The 26,022-nt window shown below is 67.5% G+C and carries 17 protein-coding genes; 8 read left to right on the top strand and 9 right to left on the bottom strand.

The window, feature by feature from the left end:
• Window positions 1–51: 51 nt before the first annotated feature.
• Window positions 52–2,025, bottom strand: a complete 1,974-nt coding sequence (locus N6C22_RS05520) for an aconitate hydratase (RefSeq protein WP_261649991.1) — start codon at window positions 2,023–2,025, stop codon at window positions 52–54.
• 248 nt (window positions 2,026–2,273) lie between these two features.
• Here N6C22_RS05520 and N6C22_RS05525 point away from each other — a divergent pair, with 248 nt between their 5' ends.
• Both N6C22_RS05525 and N6C22_RS05530 read left to right on the top strand, forming a co-directional pair.
• A complete protein-coding gene (locus N6C22_RS05525; RefSeq protein ID WP_261649993.1) occupies window positions 2,274–2,558 on the top strand; it encodes a hypothetical protein in 285 nt (94 codons plus the stop codon).
• Window positions 2,559–2,634: 76 nt separating this feature from the next.
• Complete coding sequence (locus N6C22_RS05530) at window positions 2,635–3,123, top strand: deoxyuridine 5'-triphosphate nucleotidohydrolase (RefSeq protein ID WP_261652534.1); 489 nt, start codon at window positions 2,635–2,637, stop codon at window positions 3,121–3,123.
• Window positions 3,124–3,127: 4 nt separating this feature from the next.
• On the opposite strand, the gene N6C22_RS05535 is transcribed toward N6C22_RS05530, so the two are convergent.
• The 6 genes from N6C22_RS05535 to N6C22_RS05560 form a co-directional block, all read right to left on the bottom strand.
• Entirely contained in the window at window positions 3,128–3,937 is an 810-nt protein-coding gene (locus N6C22_RS05535) for a hypothetical protein (RefSeq protein WP_261649994.1), read from the bottom strand.
• 173 nt (window positions 3,938–4,110) lie between these two features.
• Entirely contained in the window at window positions 4,111–6,087 is a 1,977-nt protein-coding gene (locus tag N6C22_RS05540) for an LVIVD repeat-containing protein (protein ID WP_261649995.1), read from the bottom strand.
• A 43-nt stretch (window positions 6,088–6,130) separates the two neighbouring features.
• Window positions 6,131–8,353 carry a S8 family serine peptidase gene (locus N6C22_RS05545; protein ID WP_261649997.1) on the bottom strand — a complete coding sequence of 741 codons (2,223 nt, stop codon included), beginning with the start codon at window positions 8,351–8,353 and terminating at the stop codon, window positions 6,131–6,133.
• A 34-nt stretch (window positions 8,354–8,387) separates the two neighbouring features.
• A complete protein-coding gene (locus N6C22_RS05550) occupies window positions 8,388–9,836 on the bottom strand; it encodes a S8 family serine peptidase (RefSeq protein ID WP_261649999.1) in 1,449 nt (482 codons plus the stop codon).
• A 266-nt stretch (window positions 9,837–10,102) separates the two neighbouring features.
• Window positions 10,103–12,901: a S8 family peptidase gene (locus tag N6C22_RS05555; protein ID WP_261650001.1), complete on the bottom strand. Its 2,799-nt coding sequence runs from the start codon at window positions 12,899–12,901 to the stop codon at window positions 10,103–10,105.
• A gap of 295 nt (window positions 12,902–13,196) precedes the next feature.
• Window positions 13,197–15,149 carry a bacterio-opsin activator domain-containing protein gene (locus N6C22_RS05560; RefSeq protein WP_261650002.1) on the bottom strand — a complete coding sequence of 651 codons (1,953 nt, stop codon included), beginning with the start codon at window positions 15,147–15,149 and terminating at the stop codon, window positions 13,197–13,199.
• A 154-nt stretch (window positions 15,150–15,303) separates the two neighbouring features.
• Between N6C22_RS05560 and N6C22_RS05565 the strand changes: the two genes are divergently transcribed.
• Window positions 15,304–16,713, top strand: a complete 1,410-nt coding sequence (locus N6C22_RS05565) for a metalloregulator ArsR/SmtB family transcription factor (protein ID WP_261650003.1) — start codon at window positions 15,304–15,306, stop codon at window positions 16,711–16,713.
• A 20-nt stretch (window positions 16,714–16,733) separates the two neighbouring features.
• Here N6C22_RS05565 and N6C22_RS05570 read toward each other — a convergent pair whose 3' ends face one another.
• Window positions 16,734–17,387: a helix-turn-helix domain-containing protein gene (locus N6C22_RS05570; protein ID WP_261650005.1), complete on the bottom strand. Its 654-nt coding sequence runs from the start codon at window positions 17,385–17,387 to the stop codon at window positions 16,734–16,736.
• A 323-nt stretch (window positions 17,388–17,710) separates the two neighbouring features.
• Between N6C22_RS05570 and ppk2 the strand changes: the two genes are divergently transcribed.
• The 4 genes from ppk2 (at window position 17,711) to N6C22_RS05590 (ending at window position 21,350) form a co-directional block, all read left to right on the top strand.
• Window positions 17,711–18,556: a polyphosphate kinase 2 gene (gene ppk2, locus N6C22_RS05575; protein ID WP_261650006.1), complete on the top strand. Its 846-nt coding sequence runs from the start codon at window positions 17,711–17,713 to the stop codon at window positions 18,554–18,556.
• A 67-nt stretch (window positions 18,557–18,623) separates the two neighbouring features.
• Window positions 18,624–19,619 (top strand): ornithine cyclodeaminase family protein, encoded by a 996-nt coding sequence (locus N6C22_RS05580; protein ID WP_261650007.1) that lies wholly within the window; start codon window positions 18,624–18,626, stop codon window positions 19,617–19,619.
• An 86-nt stretch (window positions 19,620–19,705) separates the two neighbouring features.
• Window positions 19,706–20,437, top strand: coding sequence for a hypothetical protein (locus N6C22_RS05585; RefSeq protein WP_261650009.1), 732 nt, complete (start codon window positions 19,706–19,708; stop codon window positions 20,435–20,437).
• Window positions 20,438–20,540: 103 nt separating this feature from the next.
• A complete protein-coding gene (locus tag N6C22_RS05590; RefSeq protein WP_261650010.1) occupies window positions 20,541–21,350 on the top strand; it encodes a YihY/virulence factor BrkB family protein in 810 nt (269 codons plus the stop codon).
• A gap of 31 nt (window positions 21,351–21,381) precedes the next feature.
• On the opposite strand, the gene N6C22_RS05595 is transcribed toward N6C22_RS05590, so the two are convergent.
• Complete coding sequence (locus tag N6C22_RS05595) at window positions 21,382–23,433, bottom strand: hypothetical protein (protein ID WP_261650012.1); 2,052 nt, start codon at window positions 23,431–23,433, stop codon at window positions 21,382–21,384.
• A gap of 607 nt (window positions 23,434–24,040) precedes the next feature.
• On the opposite strand from N6C22_RS05595, the gene N6C22_RS05600 reads away from it, so the two are divergent.
• Window positions 24,041–25,876 (top strand): S8 family serine peptidase, encoded by a 1,836-nt coding sequence (locus tag N6C22_RS05600; protein WP_261650013.1) that lies wholly within the window; start codon window positions 24,041–24,043, stop codon window positions 25,874–25,876.
• The last annotated feature ends 146 nt before the right edge of the window (window positions 25,877–26,022 follow it).

The following is a 26,022-nucleotide window of genomic DNA, read 5'->3' on the forward strand; positions in this document are numbered from 1 at the left end:
GGGTTTCAGCGCGTCGAAGAAAAGATTCGAAATCGAGTGTGGTGAGCGGGCTCAGTCGTCGGCTGGTGCCGCACCGGAGCCGCCGGTCGCCTGCTCCTTCGTCCACGCGAGCTTGCCACCGAGGGCGAGCATGTCGCGCTCACGCTCGGACGCGTCGAGCGTCGCGGTGAACTCCCAGTCGTCGTTGACGCGGACGGTGAACTCCTCCTGGCCGGAGTCGACACCCTCGCGGACGTCGTCGACGACCTCGAGGTCGTCGCCCTGCTCGAGCTTCTCGTACGTCTCCTCGTCGATGAGGTACGGCACGATACCGAAGTTGAACAGGTTGGCGCGGTGGATGCGCGCGAAGCTCTGTGCGAAGACGCCCTCGATGCCGAGGTACATCGGACACATCGCGGCGTGCTCACGCGAGGAGCCCTGCCCGTAGTTCTCGCCGGCGACGAGGAAGCCGCCGTCGGCCTCGAGCGAGCGCTCGGCGAACGTGTCGTCGACACGCGAGAGCGTGAACTCGGAGAGCTTCGGGACGTTCGACCGGTACATCAGGATGTCCTGGGTCGCCGGGATGATGTGGTCGGTCGTGATGTTGTCGTCCATCTTCAGCAGCGCCTCGCCCTCGAGCTTGGCGTCGAGCTCGTCCTTCAGCGGGACGTCGCCGATGTTCGGGCCCTTGATGAGCTCGTCGTCGACGGCCTCCTCGGGCGTGATGAGGTCTGCTTTCGAGCCGTCGTACTTGTCCGGCAGGACGTAGTCGGGCGCGTCGAGGTCGCCGAGTTCGTCGGCGAGGTCGCGCGGGTCGACGATCTCGCCCTTGATGGCGGCTGCCGCGGCGACTTCGGGGCTGCAGAGGTAGACGTTGTCGTCCTCGATACCGGAGCGGCCCTCGAAGTTGCGGTTGAAGGTACGCAGGGAGACGGAGTCGCTGGCGGGGACGTGACCGATGCCGATACAGGCACCACACGTCGCCTCGGAGAAGTTGACACCGGCGGCCATCATCTCCGCGACCCAGCCCTCACGGGCGAGCAGCTCGGAGGCCTGCTTCGAACCGGGTGCGACGATCATCTCGGTCTTCTTGTTGACCTCGCGGCCTTCGACCATCTTGGCTGCGGGGAGGATGTCCTCGTAGCCACCGTTCGTACAGGAGCCGACCATGACCTGCTCGACCTGCTCGCCCGCGACCTCGCGGACGGGCACGACGTTGTCGGGCATGGACGGGCACGCGATGAGCGGTTCGATGTCCGAGAGGTCGACGACGATGGTGTCGGCGTACTCGGCGTCCTCGTCGGGACCGACCTGTTCGTAGTCGTCCTCGCGACCCTGGCGTGCGAGGTAGTCCTTCGTCTTCTCGTCGGTCGGGAAGATGGAGGAGGTCGCACCGAGCTCGGTACCCATGTTGGTGATCGTGGTGCGCTCCGGCACGGAGAGCGTCTCGACACCGGGACCGGTGTACTCGAGGACCTTGCCGACGCCACCCTTCACGGAGAGGCGACGGAGCAGCTCGAGGATGACGTCCTTCGCGGAGGACCACTCGGGGAGTTCACCCTCGAGTCGGACGTTGTGTACCTCGGGCATCTCGATGTAGTACGGGGCCCCACCCATGGCGACGGCGACGTCGATACCGCCGGCACCGATGGCGAGTTCGCCGAGGCCACCGGGCGTCGGCGTGTGGGAGTCCGACCCGAGCATCGTCTTGCCGGGTGCGGCGAAGTTCTCCTTGTGGACGTTGTGGCAGATACCGTTGCCGGGGCGAGAGAAATACGCGCCATACGTGCCCGCGGCGGAACGGAGGAAGCGGTGGTCGTCCGTGTTCTTGAAGTCGAACTGGTAGGTCTGGTGGTCGCAGTACTGGGCGGCGATCTCGGTCTGGACCTCGTCCAGGTCCATCGCCTCGAACTGCAGCCACACCATCGTCCCCGTGGTGTCCTGCGTGAGGACCTGGTCGATCTCGATCCCGATCTCCTCTCCTGTCTCGAGTTCACCTTCGACGAGGTGCTCCTCGAGAATCTTCTCGGTAAGAGTCTGTCCCATAGCATCCTGAAATCCACCTCCCGCAACCATAAATCCCGCGTGTTTATGGATGGAAGACCGTGCAGAATTCGCCGTCTCTGCTGTCGGTTCGTGCAACGTTTGCCGAGGGGCACAACAGACGCTGGACGCGGTCGCAGAGACCGGTCAGCAGGACCCACGAAGCCCGTACTCGTCGTCACGCTTTTGTCCAGTGCAGTCCTACAGGGGCGAAGATTCTTCACCGCCGGAACTGTCGGGTGATTCACACCATGGCAGACGACACTCCCTCGGTCTCCGTCACCGGGTACCTGGCCGGGCTCGCGGCGGCCATCGTACTCGGCACACTCGCCTACGGGTTCGTTCTCGTCCCGCTGCTGTTCGGAGACGCCGCGTTCGTCCAGGACACGTCGCGCCCGGACTCCCAGATGCAGGCCATCGGTCCCGGGTTCACGCTCCCGACCGTCCTCGGCATCGCCTTCGTCACGGTGGTCGCGGTCGCCCACGGCTGGCTCTACGTCAACTACCCGCGGCTGCTGGACGGGTTCGGTCGCTGAGCCGCCGGCGTCCCATCGGGTGTGAGCAGGCCGCACACCGCCCAGAACCCGCAAACTACATTCCACTTCGTCGGACATCTCGCGTATGCACCGTTCAGGCGCTTTCGTCGCAGAGCACGTGACACCGACTACCCCACAGCAGGTCCAGCCCAATGGGGTCGACCTCACGCTCGACGCCGTGTTCGAACAACGCGAGCCGGGGCGCATCGGCCGCGACGGCAAGGAGGTCGGCTCCCGGAGCGAACTCGAACCCGCCCAGTACGAGGACGACTCGCCGCCGACGCACTACCTCGAACCCGGCGGCTACGTGGTCCGGTACGCCGAGCGCATCCACATCCCCGAGGGCCACGTCGGCTTCCTCTACCCGCGCTCGTCGCTCCTGCGCAACTCCTGCATGCTGAACACGGCGGTATGGGACGCCGGCTACGAGGGTCGCGGTGAGGGCCTATTGCAGGTCCACCACGACATCGAACTGGAGGAGGGTGCCCGCATCGCCCAGCTCGTGCTCGCCGAGGCAGCCCACGAAGAAGAGTACGACGGCAGCTACCAGAACGAGAACCTCTAAGAACTCAGTCCAGCGCCACGACGCGGTTCGACTGCGCCGTGCTGTTCATCGCCGCGCAGGGCTTTTTCTCCCCGCCGGCGGCCTTCGGGAGTTCGATCTCGTGGGTCGTGTTGTAGTCCGAGAAGGACATCTCCACGCTGAGGTTGGCCGCCCGACCGTTGACGACGTAGGTCGCGTTCATCGTCGATTTCACCAGTTGCTTGGAGTCCCTGTCGATGTACTGGCGGTAGGTCACGTCGCCGAAGTCGACGTTCCCGGTGTCGTCGCCGACGAGCTGCTGGATGACCTCCTGGCTCGGCGTGACCTCGATGACGTACACTTCCTGGCCGTTCGCCAGCGTCTCGTTGCGCAGCGTCGACTTGGAGTTGTTCAGGATCTCCTGTTGGGCACCGAGGCTGGCGTTGGTGCGCCACGGGCTCTGGTCGACGTCTTCTTGCCGCCACTCGTCGCCGATGTGGAGGCACTGCTGCTCACCGAAGATGAACGCCTCGGAGAACGAGCGCGTCTGGGTCGAGTTCGTCCGGACGGCGGTGACGATGTTCGTCGCGGACATGCGCTGGGCGCTTACGTTCACGGTCCCGTTGGACTCGGTGCGCAGTTCGTTGTCGGAGAACTCGACGACCGTGACCATCGAGTAGTTGTAGGCGCTGACCGACTGCATCTGGTTCACCGCGTCCGCTTTGATCTCCTTTTCCTCCGGGGAATCGTCGTCGCTGCCGTCGTCGGTGGGTGTGCCGACGAAGGCACTACAGCCGGCGAGGGCGACGAGGAGCGCGAGGGCGACCGCGATGAAGACGTGTTTCCTGCTGTTCATGACGAGATGGTCGTTCGCCAGACAGTAGCGCCCAGGCTGCTACAACCTTTTTGGTCCTGAACCGGTTCCGGGTTGGGTTTTCGGGTGACCGTGTGGAAACGTACTGAGTGGGTGGTGCGGGCGTTTCGGCGGATTCGAGTCTCGTGGTGGTGACTCGTCGTGAGGTTGTGCGCTTACTCCTCGCGGTCAGGGTGGTCGTGGAGTTCGGTGTCGACGCCGGGCAACGACCCGAGCAGGCGGTCGCGAACCTGATAAGCCGCGCTCCCGGCCCCGACGACGCCGAGGGCTCCGAGGCCGCCCGAGGAGACGCCCAGCACCGTGTTGTCCTCGGTCGTCTCGGGCAGCGGGGTCCACGTCTCGCCGCCGTCGGTGCTGTAGGAGACGGGGCCGAAGGTGTACGTCTGCGTGTTCTCCAGGCCGCTCGGGGCCTCTGCGAAGTAGGTCAGCTCGTCGCCTTCGGTGGGCAGGTCGAACGTGACTTCGGTCCGGCCGTTGACCGTCTCGGTCGTCGTGGCATCACCGCCGACGACGGCCCACTCGGCTGGAATCTCGTCGCGGACCCGGACCTCGGTGTCGGTCGCGATGGTGAGGTCGACCCGGTTGGTCTGGCCGGCCGTGAACGTCGAGCCGTCGTCCTCGCGCTCGGCGGTGACGTGGGTCCCGCCGTCGGCGTCGAACGGGATGTACTCGTGCCGGAGCGCGTAGACGCCGGTGTTGATGTCCGCGGCGAAGGTGATGCCGTCTCGCTCGACCGCGCCCCAGGTGAACGGGGTTGCGGAGTTCAACCCCTCCATCTTCGAGTCCTCGGGCACGTCCTCGTGGGGCAGGTAGTACCCCTTCTCGCGGAGTTGCCAGATGTCCGTGTCGATGTCGAGGTACCGGACGCCACCGTGGTAGTGGGCGAGGTGGACCCAGCCGTCCTCGGTCACGTCGAAATTGTGCGGGCTCAGGGTGAAGTTCTGGAAGCTGGTGTCCGAGAGGAGCTCCCACGAGTCCAGTTCGGCCAGGTTGGGCGAGCCGTCGTACCCCTCGTCCAGCCCGTCGGCGTCGAGCAAGTAGAGTTCCCCCGAGGAGCCGCCGTCGACGCTCGGCGTCTCCTGTCCGGCGACGACGATGCGCCGGCCGTCCAGCAGGACGGGCGCGGGTTCGGCGTAGTGCGCCCGGTCCATCTCGAACCGGCCGATCTCCTCGATGTTCGCCGGGTCAGAGAGGTCGAGTACGCGCAACCCCATGTCCCAGTACGAGAGGTAGCCGGTCGGTTTCCCGGTCCGGGGGTCGTCCTGGATGGTGATGTCGTGGATGTACTTCGTGCCGCCGGTGCCGACGCCACCGTCGCCGTCGATGGTCCAGCGGTTCACCAGCGTGAACTGGCCGGTCGCTCGGTCGAAGTGCAGCGCGTAGAGACCCGCGGTCCCGTCGGCGTCGAGGTCCTTGCAGGCGAAGACGTAGTCCTCGCCGCCGACCCGGTGGTAGGTGGCGTTGTGGCTCCCGGTCGTCCAGGCGGTGTAGGCCCCGACCACCTCGGGGTTGCCCTTGTCCCGGACGTCGACCGCGACGACGCTCCCCGCCGTGGCGTCGGTCGACTCGCCGTCGGTGCCGGGTGTCGGGTCCGTCTCGTTGAACAGCGCGGTGTAGGGCTGCTTCGAGAGAAAGACGTACGCGCCGTCCGCCGAGACCTTCACGTCCATCACGGCGGAGGCGGCGTCGTCGTTGCGGACGAACGAGAGCACCGAGAGCTCGGCGTTCCGCAGTTCGGTGAACGACTCGGCGTCGGTGAACTCGGAGATGTCGAGGATGGCCATGCCGCGGTCGTTCGTCGGGTCGTCCGAGGAGAAGAACCCGACGTAGGCGAAGTCGCCGTGGGTCCGAATCTCGGTGATGGCGCCGTAGTGTGGCTCCTCGGGCCGCCCCGCGTTGCTCGAGGTGCCGACGCCCCCGAGGCTGTGGTAGTCCAGCTTCTCGACGTTCTCGCTGTCGGTGTGCTGGGTGGGGTCGGTGTGGTCGTGGTCGCCGCTGGTCGTGGTGGACCCGCTGGAACCGAGGCCGTCGTGGGCGCTGGCGGTCCCGGTGGCAGCGAGGCCAAGGGCGCCCGCGGCCGCTGTCTTGATGACGGTTCGTCGGTCGAATCCGCGGTCTGTGTCGTGTGTCATGGAATCGTGTCGAATCGCTCGAAAACGGTTCGCTGGCGGTTCCTTACGTCTCCTCGGCGACGACCGCGTTGTCGTCGGTACCGCCGAAGGCGACCCACTCGTCGTCGGTCTCATCGCTCCGGGCGGTGGCGGGCCCGAAGGTGTAGGTCCCGGTGTTCGAACTCCCGCTGGGGGCCTCGACGAGGTAGCGGACCGTCCGGGCGTCGTCGGCCGGGTCGACGGTCGCGTCGAAGTGGACGTACTGGACGTCACCCGCCTGCTCGACGTGGCGCACGTCGGGCGAGTACTCGGTGAGGACGGTCCACTCGGCCGGGACCGTGTCCCGAACCTCGGCCGTGTGGCTCACCGCGCCGACGGTCACCTCGACCTCGTTCGTCTGGCCGCCGGTGAACGTCGAACCGTCGTCGTCCCGGGAGCCGGCCACCGAGAGCCACGTCGGCGTGTCCGCGTCCACGAGGTCGGTCTCGTGGAACCGTGCGAAGTCGCCCGTCTCGGCCCGGCGGACCGCGGCCTCGGCGTCGACGAAGCCTGCCCCGGCGTTCCAGGGGGTGTAGGCCGTCTGCAGGTCGCGGGCCGTCGCCTCGACGGTGTTGATGACCTCGATAGGGTGCGGGTCGTACCCGTTCTGCCGGGCCGCGTCGATGACGAGGGCGCAGACCCCGGCCGCGTTCGGGCAGGCCATCGAGGTCCCCGTCATCGGGGTGTAGTACGGCTCGGTGTCGGGTTCGAGCGCGTCCAGCGAGTCGGTCGGGCCGACGGTGGCCATGATGGAGTCGCCGGGGATGGCGACGCCGGGGCGGTAGAGGCCGACGGGCCGGTAGCGGGTCGGCTCGCCACCCAGCTCCTCGATGCCCTCGTAGTCGATGGTGTACGAGACCGTGACCGAGACCACGGGTTCGACCTCGACGTAGTACGTCTCACCGCCCGCGATGTCGGTCGTCAGGGTCCGGTGCTGGTGGACCACCTCCTCACCCATCTGGGCGATGACCGGCCCGTCGCGGGACCCCTCGTGGACCGAGACGCGGACCTGCTCGCCGTCGGGCTCGATGTCGAGCGTCAGTTCCAGCATATCGGCGTTGGCCGGGGCTTCCCACTCCCAGAAGTCGCTCTCGGTCTGCGCGTCCGTCGTCGCCGCCGGCCCGACCTCGCCGGTCCAGGTCCCCACGTCCACGAGGAACTGGCCGGAGTCGACCGTGGCGTGGTAGCGCCAGAGTCGCCAGAGGGCGGTCGCGCGGTCGTAGTTGGTCTCGCGGTCCTCGTCGGGGGTGCGCCCCCGCGAGGAGAAGTCGGTGACCGCCTGCTGGTCGTTGGTCGCCGCGACACAGAGCACGTGGGGTGCCTTCGCGAACCGCGAGAGCGTGTCGGCGTCGGGCCCCGAATTGCCGGCGGCGAAGACGGGGACGATGCCCTCGGTGAAGGCCTCCCACGACGCGACGTTGACCGGGTCGTTCGGGTTGTACCGCACGTCGCGGGCGACGCCGTAGGAGTTCGACACCACGTCGGGGTCGAAGTCCACGTCCGGGTCGCGGGCCCGCATCAGCATGTGGTCCCACGCGCCGACGACGTAGGGCAGGTACACCGCCGTGTTCGTCGAGTAGACGGACAGCCGGGCACCCGGGGCATTCCCACGATACTGGCCGTCGCTGGCGCTCCCGTCCCCCGCGATGATGCCCGAGCAGTGGGTCCCATGGCCGAGGTCGTCGGTGTCGGCGCTGCCCCCGAGGTCGAGCCACTCGGCGTCTCGCGATTCCAGGGGCTCGTCCACCCACTGCCAGTTGGATTCGAGTCGTCCTTCGAAGTCGGGATGCGGGCCGCTGAAGCCGGAGTCGATGACGACGGCGTCGACCGAGGAGCCGTCGTAGCCGAGCTCGTCCTGGACCACGTCGACCCCGGTCAACTCGCGGGAGTCGTCGGTGAACCACTCGAGTTCCTCGGCCTTCTTGATGCGCCGGACCCCGTCCCAGTCGGCCACCGTGGTCAGCTGGTCCGGCGTCAGCGCGGTGTAGGTCATCGGCAGTTCGCGGTACTCGTGTTTCCCGACCTGCAGGTCGAGGTCGTCCAGCCGGCCCATCGACTCGCGCGAGTCGAAGACGACGATGCCCTCGATGGGGGCGTCGCCCGAGAGGTCGAAGGCGTCGTCGAGGGTGCTGGTGTCGGTTTCGGCGGCTGCAGTGCCGATGCCGCCGGCGAACGGGAGCGCCGCACTCCCGGCGAGGACGCCGAGTCCGTGCAGGACGGTCCGTCTGTCGAGTGTGTCGTGTGTCATGGCTGGGTCGTGCGTCGTGCGGTGGTTGCTGGTTCTACGGTTCGGTGAGGGTCACGTCAGCGAAGGTCGCGAGGTCGCCCGATTCGGCCCGGGAGACCGCGGCCTCGGCGTCGACGAAGCCCGCCCCGGCATTCGCGGGGTTGTAGTCGCTCCGGGCCTCGTACGCGGTCGCCTCGACGGTGTTGAGGACGGCCATGGGATCGGGGTCGCCGTGGCCGTTCTGGCGGTGCGCGTCGATGACCAGCGCGGCGATGCCCGCCGTGACGGGGCAGGACATGGAGGTCCCGCTGATGGCGGCGTAGTACAGTGAATTGTCGGGCGCGGTCGCCTGGAGTGCGTCGGCCGGCGACATGGTGCTGTTGACCTGGTTGCCGGGGGCGGCGACCCCGTTGCGGTAGAGGCCGACCGGCCCGCTCGAACTCCCCGAATCGTAGTACTCCTCGAGATTCGCGAGGGCGGTCTGGCGGTCGTAGTTCGCCCCCGTCGAGGCGGCGCGAGCCCGCGAGGAGAAGTCCGTGATGGCCTTCTGGTCGGTGGTCGCGGCCACGCTCAGGACGTGTGGAGCCTTCGCGTAGTCGTTCAGGGTGTCGTAGTCCGGCCCGGAGTTCCCGGCCGAGATGACGGGCAACAGGCCGCTGTCGAAGGCGGTCCAGGTCGCGGTCTGGAGCGTCCCATCGGGGTTGTAGTCGTCGGCGCTGGCCGCGCCGTAGGAGTTCGAGACGATGTCCACGTCGGCGACGTGATTAGCGAGGATGTGGTCGTAGGCCGCGGCAGCCTTCAGGATGCTGACGGCCGCACCCGAGGAGTAGACGGTGAGGGCCGCACCGGGGGCCATCCCGCTGTCCTCGCCGTTGACGGAGCCGTCGCCGGCGATGGTGCCGGAGCAGTGGGTCCCGTGGCCGATGTCGTCGGTGTCGACGAGGGTACCGCCGTCGACCCACAGCGTCGGGTCCCCGAGGGGGTTCCCGGCCCACTGGTAGTTGTGTTCGGCGGCTTCGATGAGATCGGGGTGGTCGCCGTCGAGCCCGGAGTCCACGACCGCGACGTGGACCGAGGAGCCGTCGTAGCCACTATCGTTCCGGACCGTGTCGACACCCGTGACGTCCCGTGCGTCGGCGTTGTGGTAGTCGAGGTCGCGGTTGCGCTCGACGTAGCGGACCGCGTCCCAGTCCGCGACGGTCTGGAGCTGCGAGCCGGTGAGCAGGGTGTAGCCGACCGGGAGGACGTCGAAGGCGAGGTAGCCCTCCGCGAGGTCGAGCGTGTCGAGCCGGGAGACGGCCGCGTTCGAGTCGAAGACGACGAGCGCCTCCTGGAGGGTGTCACTGGTCAGATCGAAGGCGTCGTCGAGGCGGTCGCCCGTCGCGCCTGCCGCGCTCCCGACCCCGAAGGGGAGGGCCGTCGCGCCTGCCAGCCCGGCCGTCGCCGTGAGCAGTGTTCGTCGGTCGAGTTTCGGTACGGTCTCGCGTGTCGTGTCGTCTGTCATGGGTAGGGTATCGATGGTGTGTCGAATCGCTGTCGTCTCGGTGCGCTCCCCTGGTCGCCCGTCGCAGAAAGGGGGAAGGGGGATGGTGGCCGCCGGGTCGACCACCACGTACAGTCAGTCCCTCGCCGCCGCCGTCGCCGGTTGCAGAGCGGGGCTGGTCGCCCCGTGGTGGACCCTCTCTGATCCCGGCTGCCCGTGGTGGGGGTGGGGGAGTGGGCAGCCGGGGTCGTGACGACGGGGCGGGTCATCGGGACTCGTGTCCCGGCTCAGGTGGACTGGGCGACCACGTAGTTGGTCTCGCCGGTGCCCGACACCGCGACCCAGCCGCGTGCTTCGCTCGGCTTGACCTCCTGCGGGCCGAACTGGTAGGCGTCCGAGGCCGAGACGTTGTCCGGGGCCTCGGCGAAGTAGGTGTAGCTCGTCTCGGTGTCGGCGGTCGCGGTCTCGGTGAAGTAGACGTACTGCACGCCGTTGCTCACCTCGACGCGGTCCACGTCGTCGGAGTAGTCCGTGAGGACGGTCCACGAGGTCGGAATCACGTCCCGGACCTGGCTGTCTTCGGAGGGGTTCGCCGTCAGCGTGACCTGGTTGGTCTGGCCGCCGGTGAAGACGGAGCCGTCGTCGCTCCGGGTGCCGGCGACGAAGAAGCCGTCTTCGACCGAGACGTCGAGCGTGCAGTGTGCCTGCACGTCGTCGCCGTTGACCGCGCCGGGGACGTCCACGAGCTTCGCGACCACGTAGAACGTCCGCTCCTCGCTGTCCCGCGGGAGCGAGACCGTCGCGCTGGCGTCACCCTGCAGGCCCTGTGCCCGGGCGACGATGTTGGGTTCGCCGTACTGCGCCGGCTGCTCGGCGTCGTAGACGAACAGGTCGATGTGGGGCGTGCTCTTCGTCTGACCCTTGTTGCCGCCGGAGTAGTAGTCGAAGCTCACGCTCGCCTCGACGGTGCCGGGGCCGGCCTGGACGTAGCCCGCGACGGCGCGGCTGTCCTCGGGCAGGTTGAGGCCGAGCACCTCGTCGGAGCTACCCGAAAGCGGGCGAGTGACCGCGTCGACCGCGGCGTCGGCGTTCACGCGACCGAAGCCCTCGTAGGGGTCGCGCCCGCCGAACTCGTAGGTCGCGGGGTGGGCGCGGTGGAACGGGGCGGCGGTGAAGGCCGTCTCGCTGGCCGTCGCGAGCAGCACCTGCTTGAGCCGGTACACGTCGTCGAGGTCGGTCTCGGCGGGAGCTGGCAACGCGATGCTCGCCGGGGCGTCCTCCTCCATCGCCTGCGAGACGAGGCCCGCCACGCCGGTCGTGAAGGGCGTCGCCATCGAGGTGCCGGCCTTGCCCGTGTAGTCGCGGATGGGCGGCTGGTCGGACTCCGCGGCGTTCGCGTCACCCGTGAGTGCCGCGTTGATGAGGTCGTCGACGTAGCCACCGGGCGCGCTCACGTCGGGCTTCATGTACTGGTCGAGTTCGTCCTCGTCGAGCGCCCCCAGGCCGCCGGAGGAGTACGCGCTGAGCCCGTCGAGGGGGCCGGTCGCGGTCACGGAGATACACTCGTCCGCGATGGCGGGTGAGCCGTTCCCGTTGGCCGGGGTCGCCGCGTTGCCGGCGGCGGCGCAGGTGAGGATGCCGGCCTCGGCGATGTCCTTGATGCCGGCCGGAATCGAGTCGAGGATGCCACCCACGGAGCCGAGCGGGAGGCCGCCGACGTAGCCCCACGACATGTTCACGGCACGCATGTTGAACATGTCCGCGAAGGCCTCGGCGTGGTCGGCGAGCTGGCCGGTCGGGCCGGAGAGGCCCTGCAGGCCGACGAGGCTCTGGTTCGGTGCGACGCCGGTGTGGAGGCCGACGGGGGAGCCGGTACGGTCGCCGTTCGTACTCTGCGGGTCGACGAACGCGCCGACGCTGATGGACTCGAGGTCGCCGGAGGAGACGAGTTCGCCGCCGGTCGCTCGGGCGATGACGGTGTAGGTCCCGGTCTGCTCGGCGGGGGCCTCGACGACGACGTTGTCGGTGATGCCCGAGTCGCTGGTCAGTTCGGCCGAGTCGAGCTCGTGCCCGTCAGGGCCCTCCAGGATGAGTTCGATGGCGGTCCCGTATGCAGACCCGAAGACGCCTGTGCCGGCGTCGGCCTGGACCTCGTACTGGCGGGTGTCGCCCAGCGCGAGTACCTCGCCGGGGGCCTCGGTCGTGACGGTCTCCGGGTCGATGGCGCTGGCACGCCCGGTGCCGCCCATGATGGAGGCACAGTGGCTCCCGTGGCCGTTCGGGTCGCGTGGCTTCTTGTGGAGGCCGTAGCGCGTCCCCTCGTCGAACCAGCCGACCGTCTTCGGGTCGTCCCCGTCGGTACCGACGCCCTCGAAGACGACGCTCGGGTCGGCGGCCTCGAACTCGCCCTCGAGCGCGTAGTAGCCCGCCGAGATCTCGTAGTCGGCCGTGACGTTCAGCCAGGTCTCGACGACGAAGCGGTAGGTGTGGCCCGACTTCACGTAGTTGTCGATGGCCTCGGGCTGGCTGCCGGTCGTCGAGGCGGCGACGCGCTCCCAGCCGTCTGCCGTCTGCTTGTCGAGGTAGAGTTCGAGGTCCTCGCCGTTCCCGTCGACGTCGCCGGGCGTCCACGTCATCGTCGCGTCGATGCCCTCGGCGTCGGTCGGCGTGGTGAACTCGTGGGTCTTCGTCGTCGGGTCCGCGAAGGTGCCCGGCCCGATGGTGCCCGAGAAGGACTCGCCCTCGCCGGCGAGTTCGACGCGTTCCTGTTCGGACTTCGGGATGACCAGTTCACCGTCGCGGACGGTCGCCCGGACCCCGTTCCAGGGGCCGAGGTCGGGGTGGCGGGCCTCGATACCCGAGTCGGTCAGCGCGATGGTGCGGTCCGGCCGCCCGCGATAGCCGCGGTCCCAGACGCGGCTCGCCTCGCGGGCTCGCCAGTTGAAGAAGGTGGGGTCGAGCTCGCCGGCCGCAGCCGCCGCGGTACTGGCCGCACCCGCCCCGAGCAGCCCTGCTGCGGTGAGTGTGCCTGTCGTCTGGAGGAATGTGCGACGGGAGAGGTCGGCTGTGTCGTCGTCGCGAGTCATGTCACGTCCTCCCAGTGCGGAGACTCCCTGTTCAAGCCGCGACCAAATGTCTCTCGAATCGACAGCTTCGGTCGCCGAGTCCGCCGTCGATTCCGTCGCTATCCCCTTCGAGTCCTGTGGTTCTCGTCTGTCGTCGTGTCCCATGGTGGTCCATCCCGAACGAGGACGATGGCCTCAAAAGGGATTGTGACAAACCCATCCAAATGAGGGTCTCAGGGTCTGAGGGGGAAGAAAACGATGCCAGCCGAATCGGTAACAGCCACAGACCATTGTCGACACCGACACCCTAACCTGATTAGGTACTGCGCGCGTCGTCGCCCTCGAACAGGCTCTCGAGCAGCTTGCGCTCGGCGACCCGGATGTGCTGGTGGAACGTCGGCGGGGTCACACCGAGGAGGTCGGCCATCTGGTCGCCCGAGGTCTCGCGGGGCCAGTCGAAGAAGCCGGCACGGTACGCCGTCTCCAGCACCTCCAGCTGGCGGTCGGTCAGCGACTGCTCGATGTCGGCCCGGTAGCCCACGTCGGTCCGCGTCCCGCGCTCGACCTCCCGCTGGGAGAGCAACTCCACCTCGAGCACCTCCGAGACGCGCTCGAGCACCCGGGAGACGGCAGTGTCGGTGGGGACGTCGGCCACGATGCGACACTCCCCGTCGCTGACCCGGACGGTCCGGACCGACCCGCCCACGTCGGCGATGGTCTCGACGACGGAGTCACCGTCGACGACCACCCGGACGAGCGACTCGGCGTCGCGCTCGGCCAGTATCTCGACCTGTGCGGGAGCCGTCTCGACGAGGTCGTCGAGGTCCTCGAGCGCCTCGCCCCGCACCGCGAACAGCTCCGACACCGACCCATCCGGGTTGCTGACGGTCCCGGTGAGTTCCAGCGTCGCGTCGGTCTCGTGGGCGATCTGGACGAGGAACTCGTCCGGGTCGGTCACCGCGAACGTCAGTTCGGTGCGCGTGTCGGTCACCAGCGCCTTGCGCGTCTCGGCTGCCCGGATGGCGTGGCCGACCGTCTCGCCGAGTTCGGCCAGCACCGTTCGCTCCAGCGCTTCGAAGGCGAACGGCTCTGGCGCGTAGACGCAGAGGCAGCCGTACACCACGTCGTCGTAGACCAGCGGGATGGCCGCCGCGGACTCGTAGCCGTGGTCGAGCGCGGCCCGGCGCCAGGCGGTCGCGACCGGGTCCTCGGCGATGTTCTGGGCGAACTTGACCGACCGTTCCCGGACGGCGGTTGCGGCGGTCACATCGTCTTCCTGCCGCTCGACGGCGGCGGGGCGGTCCTCGAGGTAGGCGGAGCCGTCACCCGCCCAGGCGGTCGGCTCGACCCGGCCGCTCTCGGGGTCGTACTCACCGACCCACGCGAACTCGTAGGGGTCCGCGTCGGCGAACTGGTCACAGAGCGTCTCCTCTATCTCCTCGCGTGAGTCCGTCCGGACCAGCGCGCTCGTCACCCGACGGATGACGTCGTTGACCCGGTTCAGCGTCTCGAGCCGGTCGGCCTGTGCCTCGAGTTCGGCCTCGCGGCGGCGACGGTCCCGGATGTCCCGCCCGATGCCGCAGATGACCTGTCGGTCCCCGTCGCCGAGCAATGCGGCCGTGAACTCGTGGGGGCGCTCCTCGCCCGCTTTCGTCTGCATCCGCGCGGTCTCCATCGCCTTGCCCTGCATCACGACGCGCCCGATGGCGTTCTCTATCTTCTCGTGCTCGTCTTCCGGGAAGAAGTCGGTCGGGCGCATCTCGCGGATCTCCCGGTCGCTGTAGCCGGTCACGGCGGTGAGTTTCCGGTTCCACCGGAGGAAGTTCCCGTCGAGGTCGAAGACGAAGAAGATGTCCCGCAACTCGTCGAGGGCGGCACTGGCCAGGGTCGCGTGGCTGGCGCTTTCGGGCTGGTTCCGGACGAGGTTGTCGACGGTGGCGGCGAGGTGGTCGCCCCAGTCGTCGGTGGGGTCGCCACGTGGCACCGTCGCGGCTGCCCCGGAGTCGAGCGCGGTGGTCGCGGCTACGTCGTCCTCGTACACGTAGACGACCGGGGCGTCGTGCCGCCCGAGTGTCGCGACGAGTTCCGTGACCGACCGGTCGTCGAGCGAACCACAGACCACGCACTGGACGTGTTCGTCGAGCATGTGCTGTGCGCTGGTGAGGGTCCCGGCGATGTGCGCCTGGAGCTCGCGGGCGGTGAGACACAGGCCGAGTGCGTCCGCGTCCTCGCCGTCGTCGACCACGAGGACCTCGACCTCACGTGACATGCGCCGAGCTAGGAAGGTCAACCAGTTGAGTGTACTGTTCGACGACGGTCGTGTGACCCGGGTCTGCCACGCTAATCGGGCCACTGGATGCGCTCCCGGTTCCGGCAAATATGGCAACACATTTGGTTTCGAATGACATGGCCTAGGCAAAGGCATGAACGTCGATAGGGGCGGGACCGGGGGCTCGACGGCGGTGCTGGCGGTCGCCCTCGTGGTCCTCGTCGTCCTGTTCGGGACGGCCGCCGCCATGACAGCCCCGGTCCCCACCGGAAACCACGGCAGCACACAGCTCTCTTTCGACCTCGCCGACAACGAGACCGATATCGTCGATGGCACGGTGGACGACACCACCGACACGACCGGCGACACCACGGAGGAGACCGTGGATGACACGACGAACACGACTGACGACACGACGAATACGACCGACGACACCACGGAAACCGTGGAGAACACGACCGACGACACCGTCACCGCGTCCGGGTCGCTCTCGACCGACGTGACCACCGGCGACACCACGGCCTCGACCGACACGGACGCGACGCTCGACGACGGTCTCACGACGAACACCTCCGGTGAGACCTCGGGCACGGTCGACGGGTCCGGGAACGCGAGCCTCACTGCCGAGGAGGACGCGGTCTCGCTCTCGACCGACGCCAGCGTCGAGTCCGTCTCACTGTCGGCGGGTGTCGTCGTCCCCGTCGAGTCCTTGCTGACGGTGCTCGAATCCAGCGACCCTGCCACCGGGGAATCGACCGACAGCACCAGCCGCCGACTCGACCAGGCGGCGGCCCGCGGCGGCCAGTTCGCGCTCGGGTCGACCGGGGAGCAATCCGGCGCTGACACGGGCGGCCTCGACGGAACCGGCTACCAGCGCGCGGAAGCCGGCGGCGATGCAGGCTCCAGCGAGCCCGGCGGCACCCCCGGACCACTCCAGTCGGTCCCTGGCCCGGTCCAGACCGGCGTCCTCGTCGGGTCGCTGGCGGCTGGTGGCGCGGCCGCGACGCGGTGGCGGTCGATACTTCGTTGGCTCCGGAACGCGGTCGAGGACTCGCCGCTGGCGGCCGTGCTGCGCTACAGCCGGTACGACGGCTCGGACCCGCTGGCGCACGACGACCGCGAGACCATCCACCAGGTCGTGACCGACGCCCCCGGTGTCTACCTCTCGGCTATCAGCGAGGCGTCGGGGGTCCCGCTCTCGACCGTGCGTCACCACGTCCGTGTTCTGGAGGAGGAGGACCTCGTCACCAGCGTGAAGATAGAGGGCAAGCGCCGGTACTTCCCGGCCGATACCGGCGACGTGGAACTCCACGCCGCCCTGTCGAACCCGTCGCGGGCCGCGATTCTCGAGCGGCTGGCCGAGACCGAGGGCACCCGGGTCGGCGAACTCGCGGAGGCCCTCGACCGCGACCCGAGCACCCTCTCACATCACCTCGGCCGCCTGGAAGACGCGGGGCTGGTCGAACGCGAACGCGAGGGACGGTCGGTGCTGAACCGGCTCACCCCGTCCGCCAGGGACGGGCTGGCGGCGGCAGCGGCAGAGCCATCGCTGGCAGACGATTGAGCGCTGCGCGAGAACGGTGATTACTGGTTCGGCAGGTCGTCCGCGAGGGTCTCGCGGACCAGCGTCTCCATGCCTCGTCGGAGTCGTTCGGAGGCCGCCTGACCGGAGACGCCGACGTCGGCACCCAGCCCGCGGAGCGTGGTCTGGCGCGGGATGTCGAAGTAGCCGACCTCGACGGCGCGAGTGAGTATCTCCTTCTGTGCCGGGGTCAGGTCGGCCGCGTTGTCGTCCTGATCTATCGTGTCGCTGTGGATGGATTCGACGGTGGGTGTGAGCCCGACCTCCTCGCAGACGTCGCGAAACCCGGCGAACGACTCCCGGTCCGGGAACAGCGTCTTGACGGTCCAGCCGTCGCCGTCGCTCGTCGCGTTGAGGATGACCCCGTCACGCTCGATGGCGGCGGTGTACGCCTTCGCATCGGCGATGCCCTCCGGACACGTCACACGGTAGAGCCGACGAGCGTGTTCCGTCGCGAGGACGGTGCTGTCGACGACGGTCGGGTCATCGTCCAGCGCGTCCTCGAACGTCTCGAAATCACCACCGCTCACCCAGAAGACGACGCGAAGAGGAATCGTTCCAGTGGTGTCGAACTGTTCGACCGAGGCCTGCATCCCGTCGGGGACAGAAAGTGCGTGTTGCAGAAGTTTGGAGTCGAGATTGAAACGAACGAACATGAAATTCTTTTAATTTGTTGTTTCGCTAACGTCTGGCAGCGGCGTACCTCTCGTTTGACGCATCACCGGCTGGTTCATATGCGTAGTGACCGCTTCAGTAATCATTCACGTTGTGCGACCTATATCAGTGGTGCATGGATATACAGGGCGAGTCGCCCTGCCGCCGTTCGGCAACGCGGATACTGTCTGGAACTGGATACATGACGTGATGCGACCGGTCGAGGGTGGTCGCGCTCGCCGTCTCTCGACAGCGAGCGATTCCGGAACCGCCGCGGGGGTGGATACGCTGCATAGTTTTGGTCGATGCGTGCGTACCTGAGACGATGCCATCCGACTCGCGGGCGGACCACTACAACGAGGCAGGCGTGTTGAAGAAGAAGCAGTACAAGCGCGAGCTGAACCGCCTGCAGGAGGAACTCGTCAAGCTCCAGCACTGGGTCAGCGAGCAAGGGCTCCGCGTCGTGGTGGTGTTCGAGGGCCGCGACGCGGCCGGAAAAGGCGGCGTCATCAAGCGCATCACCCGTCGGCTGAACCCCCGGGTCGTCCGGGTCGTCGCGCTCGGGAAGCCGACCGAGCGCGAGCAGGGGCAGTGGTACTTCCAGCGCTACGTCGAACACCTACCGAGCGAGGGCGAGATGGTCCTGTTCGACCGGAGCTGGTACAACCGCGCCGGCGTCGAGCGCGTGATGGGCTTCTGCAGCGACGAGGAGTACGACCGGTTCCTCGAGGAGTGCCCGCGGTTCGAGCGCATGCTCGTCCGCGAGGGCATCGTCCTCGTGAAGTACTGGTTCTCCATCAGCGACGAGGAGCAAGAGCGGCGCTTCCAGAAGCGCAACGAGGACCCCAAGCGCCGCTGGAAGCTCAGCCCGATGGACCTCGAAGCTCGCGCCCGCTGGGAGGAGTTCTCGAAGGCGAAAGACGAGATGTTCGAACACACGGACATCCCCGAGGCACCCTGGCACGTCGTCCACGCCGACGTGAAGCGACACGCCCGGCTCAACTGCATCAGCCACCTGCTCGACCAGGTCGACTACGAGGACCTGACGCCCGACCCCATCGAACTCCCACCTCGCGAGGAGCGCGGCGAGTACGAACGGCCACCCATCGAGGACCAGCACTGGGTCGAGGCGCGCTTCGGCGAGAATCCGACTCCCGGGCGCTCGGAGTGACCGGCCTGCCAGACCCCCGGACATGTGAGGGGACCCATATTAGCCCACGTTTCTGCAATCCAGTACTATGCAAACCCACCTGCTCGACGGTGACGACGTACAGCAGTACTCCCCCATGACAGCCCTCGTCTCGGCCATCGAGGACGCCTTTGCGGCCTACGAGACCGGCGACGCCCAGATGCCCCCGAAGTCCTACATCGACCTGCCGCAGTACAACGGTGACTTCCGGTCGATGCCCGCCTACATGGACGCGGGCGACTGGGACGCCGCCGGCATCAAGTGGGTCAACGTCCACCCCGACAACCCCAGCGAGTTCGACCTCCCGACCGTGATGGGGACGATGATCTACTCCGACCCCGAGACTGGCTTCCCGCTAGCAATCATGGACGGCACCGAACTCACCATGCGCCGCACCGGCGCGGCCGCCGCGGTCGCGACCGACCACCTCGCCGTCGAGGACGCGTCCTCGCTCGGTATCGTCGGCGCTGGCGTCCAGTCCTACACCCAGGTCGAGGCCATCGCCGCGGTCCGCGACATCGAGGAGGTCGTCGTCAGCGACCTCGACGAGGCCCGCGTCGCCGCCTTCATCGACGCCTTCGAGGACGAGTTCGACGTGCGCGAGGGCTCCATCGCGGAGGCCGCCTCCTGCGACGTGCTCTCGACGGTGACGCCGGTCGAATCGCCCATCGTCTCCGCCGAGGACCTCGGCGAGCACACCCACGTGAACGCGATGGGTGCCGACGCCGAGGGCAAGCACGAACTCGCCGACGAGGTGCTCCTGAACGCGAAGCTCGTCATCGACGACTACGACCAGACCACCCACTCCGGCGAGATCAACGTCCCGTTCCACGAGGGCGTGCTGGGCGACGACGACATCGACGGCCAGATCGGCGAGATCGTCACGGGCAAGATTGACGGGCGAACTCCCGAGGACGGCGTGACCGTCTTCGACTCGACCGGCCTCGCAATCCAGGACGTCGCCGCCGCACACGTCGTCTACGAGGCGGCGAGCGCCGAGGACGAGGAGACGCAGACCCCGTCGCTCATCACGGCCGGGCAGTAATCGAAGTAGCCGACCCATCTCGCCCAGTCGATTGATGCGCCTCCGGGCCGAACCGATGCCACAGCCGGCGACATCGGCAGACACACATGACGATACTCATACTCAAGCGGACCGGGTTGGCGATGACGGTCCTGGCGCGATGGGAGGACGGCGAGTGGCTCGACACGCCGGACGACGAGCCGTTCCGATACGCGGACGATTCCTATTTCGACCGGTTCTCCGAGGAGATGATGCTCTCTCACTTCGACGGCCCCGACCTCTTCGCGACGACCGTGGCGGCCTTCCGCGGGGAGGACACCGCCGTCGGAACGGTCGTCGAACCGTTCGGGGACTCGACCCACGCCAGAATCGTGTCCGCGCTTCGACCGAAGGGCGACGAAGTAGTCTCCTCCGCGTGGCTGAGAGAGGAGCTCGAAGACGACGATGACGCTGTCCACGATGCAGTCGTCGACCTGATAGAGTGGGGCGAGTTGGAACTCGTCGCACAGAAGAGCGGCGCGGGCCGAGTTGTCCTGAACGAGTCCGTCGCAGACCCGAACCACTTGCCGGACGGGGTGGCGGACGCCGTCTGGCTGGCGTACGTCTCGAAGGGGAAAGACAAACGCTATGCGATGCGAGTGTTCGACTCGAAGTCCGCCGCATTCGAGCACTTCAGGGCGGTCAAGCGTCTTCTCCCGGACGAGTTCGAGCGTGTCAGGTCGGTCAAGGGTGTCTGGACCGCGGCGACCACCGACTTCGGCGGCTGGGAAGACCACACAGCCGTGGTCCGTTGCGAAGCCGTCCAGAGTGGAGTGAGTGATAGTTCGGACAGAGCCTGAGCCTGCCAGAGCCGGCCAGAGCCCGCCAGTCGCCACCCCGGAAACGACGGATATCGGCACTATATCGCCCGTTTTTGCCTGTCCGTCCAGTAGCCCGAGACACATGAGTCGCCTCGCGTCCGCGAAGGAGTTCGTCACCACGGTCGTCGACGAGATACGAGCGAAGAACGTCACCTTCCTGGCGGGGGGGATCGCGTACAACGCCTTCGTCTCGATGGTCCCGCTGTTCCTGTTCGCGGTGTTCGCGCTCTCCCTCATCGGGGGTGGCGTCCGGAACCAGGTCCTCACGCTTCTCACGCAGACCGTCTCCGAGACCATCGGGACGCTGGTCGAGGAGATACTCAGAAGGCGGGCGGACGGAGGGATGGGCTCCTCCGTGGTCGGGTCGCTGATACTGGTCTGGGGGGCGCTGAAGGTGTTCCGGGGCCTCGACACCGCCTTCGCGCAGATATACGAGGTCGACGCCGACACGTCCTTCCTCGACCAGCTCCGTGACGGACTCGTCGTCCTCGTCTCGCTCGTGCTCTCGATTGCGGCACTCGTCGCCGCCACGAGCGCGTTCGCTGCCTTCGCCGGCGTGGTTCCCTACCTCGGGGTGTTCCTCCCGGTCGTCCTCGCGGCGGGGCTCGTGCTCGCGTTCTTCCCGATGTACTACGTCTTCCCCGACGCCGACGTGACGGTCCGAGAGGTCCTGCCGGGCGTGCTCTTCGCGGCGGTCGGCTGGGCGCTCCTGCAGGGGCTCTTCCAGGTGTACGTCGCCGCGTCGACCGGTGACCAGGCCGTCGGCATCTTCACGGGCATCATGCTGTTGCTCACGTGGCTGTACTTCTCCGGCGTCGTGATGCTCGTCGGTGTCGTCATCAATGCGGTGCGGGGTGGCTACGCCGGCCGCGGTCGCTCGGTCGGGTCGTAGGCCACGGGCGCGGCTGGGCGCCCGTCGTCACTCATTCCTCGTCCGCGAACCGCCGCCAGAGGCCGACGGCTGCAGCGGCGAGAGCGGCGAGACCGCCCATGAGCATCCCAGCCGGGGAGGACAACTGCGTCGCCGCGTAGTTCAGTGGATTCGTGCCCGGCGTGCCACCGCTGGCCGCGGCACCCGCGCCGGTGGTGCCCGTCCCGGTTCCCGAACCGGACGCGGTGGTGGTCACCGCGGTCGTCCCGCTCGTCGTTCCGGTGGTGGTCGTTCCGGTGCCACCGGTACCGCTGCCCGTGGTCTTCCCTCCAGTGCTGGTTCCACCGGTGGTCTTCCCTCCAGTGCTGGTCCCGGGGTCTGCCGTAGTGGTGCCAGCGTCGGCGGTAGTAGTGGTGGTGCCGGCGTCGGTAGTCGTGGTGGTGGTGCCGGCGTCGGTGGTAGTGGTGGTGGTACCGGCGTCGGTAGTCGTGGTGGTGGTGCCGGCGTCGGTGGTAGTGGTGCCCGATTCAGTGGTGGTGGTACCGGACTCGGTAGTCGTGGTGCCCGATTCAGTGGTCGTCGTCCCCTGTTCGGTAGTCGTGGTGCCTGACTCAGTGGTCGTCGTCCCCGGCTCGGTAGTCGTGGTGCCGGACTCAGTGGTAGTGGTACCGGAGTCGGTGGTCGTCGTCCCCTGCTCGGTCGTCGTCGTCCCCGATTCGGTAGTCGTGGTGCCCGAATCAGTGGTGGTGGTGGTACCGGAGTCGGTGGTCGTCGTGCCCTGTTCGGTCGTGGTAGTACCGGACTCAGTAGTCGTCGTCCCCTGCTCGGTCGTGGTACCCGAATCGGTCGTGGGTTCCTGCGTCGTGGTGGTTCCCTCCCAGTCCTCTTCCGAGTCGGTGGTTCCCTCGGGCTCCTGGCCGATTTCGCCGGTGTCTGGGTCCTCCGACCAGTCCATGTTGTGCCGGCACTGCTCCGCGAGGAAGCGGATGCCGACGTGGCAGGAGTCGGTCTGGGTGACGTTCACCGACTTGGTGACGTCCAGGCCGTCGACGATGTCCATGTAGCCTCGCTGGCGGAGTTCGTCGTTGAACGTCAGGCCGAGGCGGCCGTCCTGGTCGGTGACCGGATTCCCCTCGACCAGGACGTTCTTGATGGGGAGGTCGGTGAAGCCGAGGCGGCCCGGCTCGTCGAACTCCTTGCACGGGAGGAACCAGTTCATCACGTAGCAGTGGACGCCAGGGGTGAAACACCACTGCTTGGGGGTCTCGTCTTCGGTCACGGGCGAGACCGGCGGGATGACGACCCGGCCGTCCCCGGTCGGCCCGAACTGTTCGAGCCAACCGGACATCGACCCGGCGTAGAGGATGTCGCCGTCCTCGGTCGCGAGACCGAAGGGGTTCGTGTCGCCGTCGTCGTCCGCGTCGGTGGCGAGGTTGTCGCAGTCGGGGTCGGTCGAGACCACGACGTACAGGTAATCACAGAGCTCGCCGAGGAGGTCGGTGAGGTCACCTGCGGCCTTCTCCGGCTCGATGCGTTTCTTCTCCTCGCTCCGGGGCAGGGGGTCGCCGTTGCTGTCCTCGCGGACCAGTTCGGCGAAGACGAACGCCGGGTTGCCACAGACGTGCACGCTGAACGTGGTCTCTCCCTCGTCGTACGGTTTCACGTCGACCAGGTCGATGAACATCCCCCGTGGGCCGTCGATGAAGCCCGGGTGATACACGCCGGGTGCCTCCGCGGTCCCGCTCTGTTCCGTCTCGAAGTCGTCGGGCAGCAGGGCCGAGATGTCCCTCGCGTCCGGGAGCTCGCAGACGTCGGCGAACACGTCGGTGCTCCCGGTGACGAGGTTCCCCCACATCTCGTGGGAGGGCGCCTCGCCGGTCGCGACCGACCGAATCGCCGGGGCAGCGGCAATCTCGTACGTCTTCGAGGTCCCGGCGACGAGCGCGGGTGGCACCTCCCGCTTGAGCTCGTATCTGTCCCAGGGTTTGTACGTCGAGCGATAGTCGAGTAGCAGGTCGACCCGGCCGCTCTGGTACCAGCCCTCGATCGCCTCGCTGTCCCTGAAGAATGCGGTGGTGCCGAGACCTGTCCCTGCCCCGGCCACACCGACCACTCCCAACCCTGCCAATACCCGTCGCCGTGAAAGTTGTGTCATTCGAGTCTCTCCCCCCTTAGCTGCCCCGCGGTCATGGCATCTATCAATAATAAGGGGAGAAGACAGGTTACCTATGGTGCGCTTCGATGGCCGAAACGATTCGTTCGAGCGCCCGTACGCAGACCGTACGCCGGTCCGGGGCCGGGCGGGAACCGGCAGGAAACGGGAGTACGCGCTGGTATGGCGTCATTACCAGGCCTTTGAACAGTCACGACCGCAGACCCGTCGCCACCTCGCCGGGAAACTGGCGACTCGCGCGACCATGGCACATTCTGGGTGGGTACGGTTTCCGTCTTCCTCGACGCTGCGCTCGTGACTGGTGGGCCTCACGCTGTTGCGTGAGCTTTCGTCTCACCAGGTCTGGGACCGGCACTATCGAGTTCGACGGGCGCACTCGGAGAAGCAGGTAAGTATCCATTCTCTGCCTTGGTTAGAGTGGGCTCTAACAGGGCTCTACTGTCCAATATCTGCTCTGTTCGTCTAGAGTTATCATCTAGCAGCACTATAGTTATACATGGATTCATCGTTAGTCAGCCGGAGAGACATCCTACGAGGAGTGAGCGTCGCAGGAGTCGGCCTCGCCGGGATGACCGGAGTTGTAACTGCACAACCGACTGGCGAGTACATCGTCGTCTGCCGGTCGTCGGCTGGTGTTCGCGCCGCGCAACGCCGGGCCAGCCATGTGCGCCACGCAGCAGTGGGGATGGGCCGGTTCGGGACCGCGGTCGTCGGGCGGTTCCCCGAGCAGGCACTCGCGGGTCTCGCCCGCCACCCCGGCGTGCGCTACGTCGCACCTGATGCCGAGGTTCACGCGGTCGGCGAGGTCACACCGTGGGGTATCGACGCCATCGGTGCGACCGCCGCGCACGACGCAGGGAAAACGGGTGTCGGGTCGCACGTGGCGATCCTCGACACCGGTATCGACCCGGACCACCAGGACCTCCAGGCGAACCTCGGCGAGGGCGTCAACTACTCCGACGACCCCGACGGCGACGGGAACGGACACGGGACGCACGTTTCCGGGACGGTCGCCGCCGTGATGAACAACGGTCTCGACGTGGTCGGTGTGGCTCCCTCGGCCACGCTCCACGCCGTGAAGGTCCTCGGTGACAGCGGGAGCGGGTCGTTCTCGGACATCATCGCGGGCATCGACTGGGTCACCGGCAAGGCAGCGACCGACTGGGGCGCGCACACGACGGTCATCAACATGAGCCTGGGCGCGAAGCTGCACCCCCGGAGATTGTACGCGAGCACCATCCAGGCGATCTGCGAATCGTGTCAGTCCGCCTGGGAGGCGGGCGTGGTGGTCGTCGCGGCCGCCGGCAACGACGACGACGACGCGGACAAGCACTATCCCTCCGCCTGCGACAGCGTCATCGCCGTCGCGGCGACCGACTCGAACAACCAGCGGGCCTGGTTCTCGAACTACGGGAGCACGGTCGAACTCGCCGGCCCTGGTGTTGGCGTCCTCTCGACGGTTCCCCCGGAGCTCAACGACGGCAAGACGACCGCGTCGTACTCCGGCACGTCGATGGCGAGTCCACACGTCGCCGGGGCCGCCGCACAGCTGCTCGCGACCGGCGCGTACACAAACGCCAGCGCCCGCCAGCGACTCCGTGACACCGCGACGGACCTGGGTAGCGCCGGCTGGGACCAGTACTACGGATACGGGCTGGTGAACGTCGCCGACGCGCTCGGGTTGGGTGACGGTGGCGGCGGTGGCGAGGACAGCACCGGGCCGACGTTCGATGCCGGGCCGACCGCGACGGACACGGTCGACGACGACGGGACGACCGGTGACTTCGCCGTCGATGCCGGCGATACGGTCAGGGTCGAAGCGACCGTCTCCGACGCCAGTGGAGTGGCATCGGTCGTAGCCGACGCGAGCGCGTTCGGCGGGCCGGGCTCTCTCGACATGATCGACGACGGAACCGGGACCTACGCCGGGGAGTTCGTCGTCGGCGCAACTGGGTCGGTTACGGTCGCGGTCGGCGAGAGTGCGACCATCCCCGTGACGGCCACCGACGCGTCGGCCGGCGCGAACACGACGACGGCACAGACCAACGCGTTGACCGTCGAGGACAACAGCGGTGGCGGCGGAACCGGTGACCCGACCGTCAGCATCGGTCAGGTCTGGAACGAGAACACGAAGAACCCCCACGCGCAACTGCGGGTCGAGTACTACTCGGAGAACGCGGCGTTCGTCGAACTGACCGTGACGCGGGACGATACGGGCGAGACGAAGAGTTGGACCGACACGGCCCCCACCAGCGGCCAGACCGAGACGAGTCCATCCGGCGTCTTCGACTTCCACAAGGGCCAGGGCAGCTCGTACACGGTGGCGGCCAGCACCGACGGCAGTGGTAGCGACACCGTCACCTTCCAGTCGTAGTCGTCCTCACTCGGCCGAGGGGCGGCTGAGACCGGTGTTTCTGGCTGTCGCTGTTCGATGAATCCAATCTTCGACGATTCTGTTTTCACTGCTCACGTCGTTCGCTGGAAGACGGACCCGACGACCCTGTTGTCGATTCTCTCTCG

This window comes from Haloarchaeobius sp. HME9146, assembly GCF_025399835.1.
Lineage (GTDB): Archaea > Halobacteriota > Halobacteria > Halobacteriales > Natrialbaceae > Haloarchaeobius.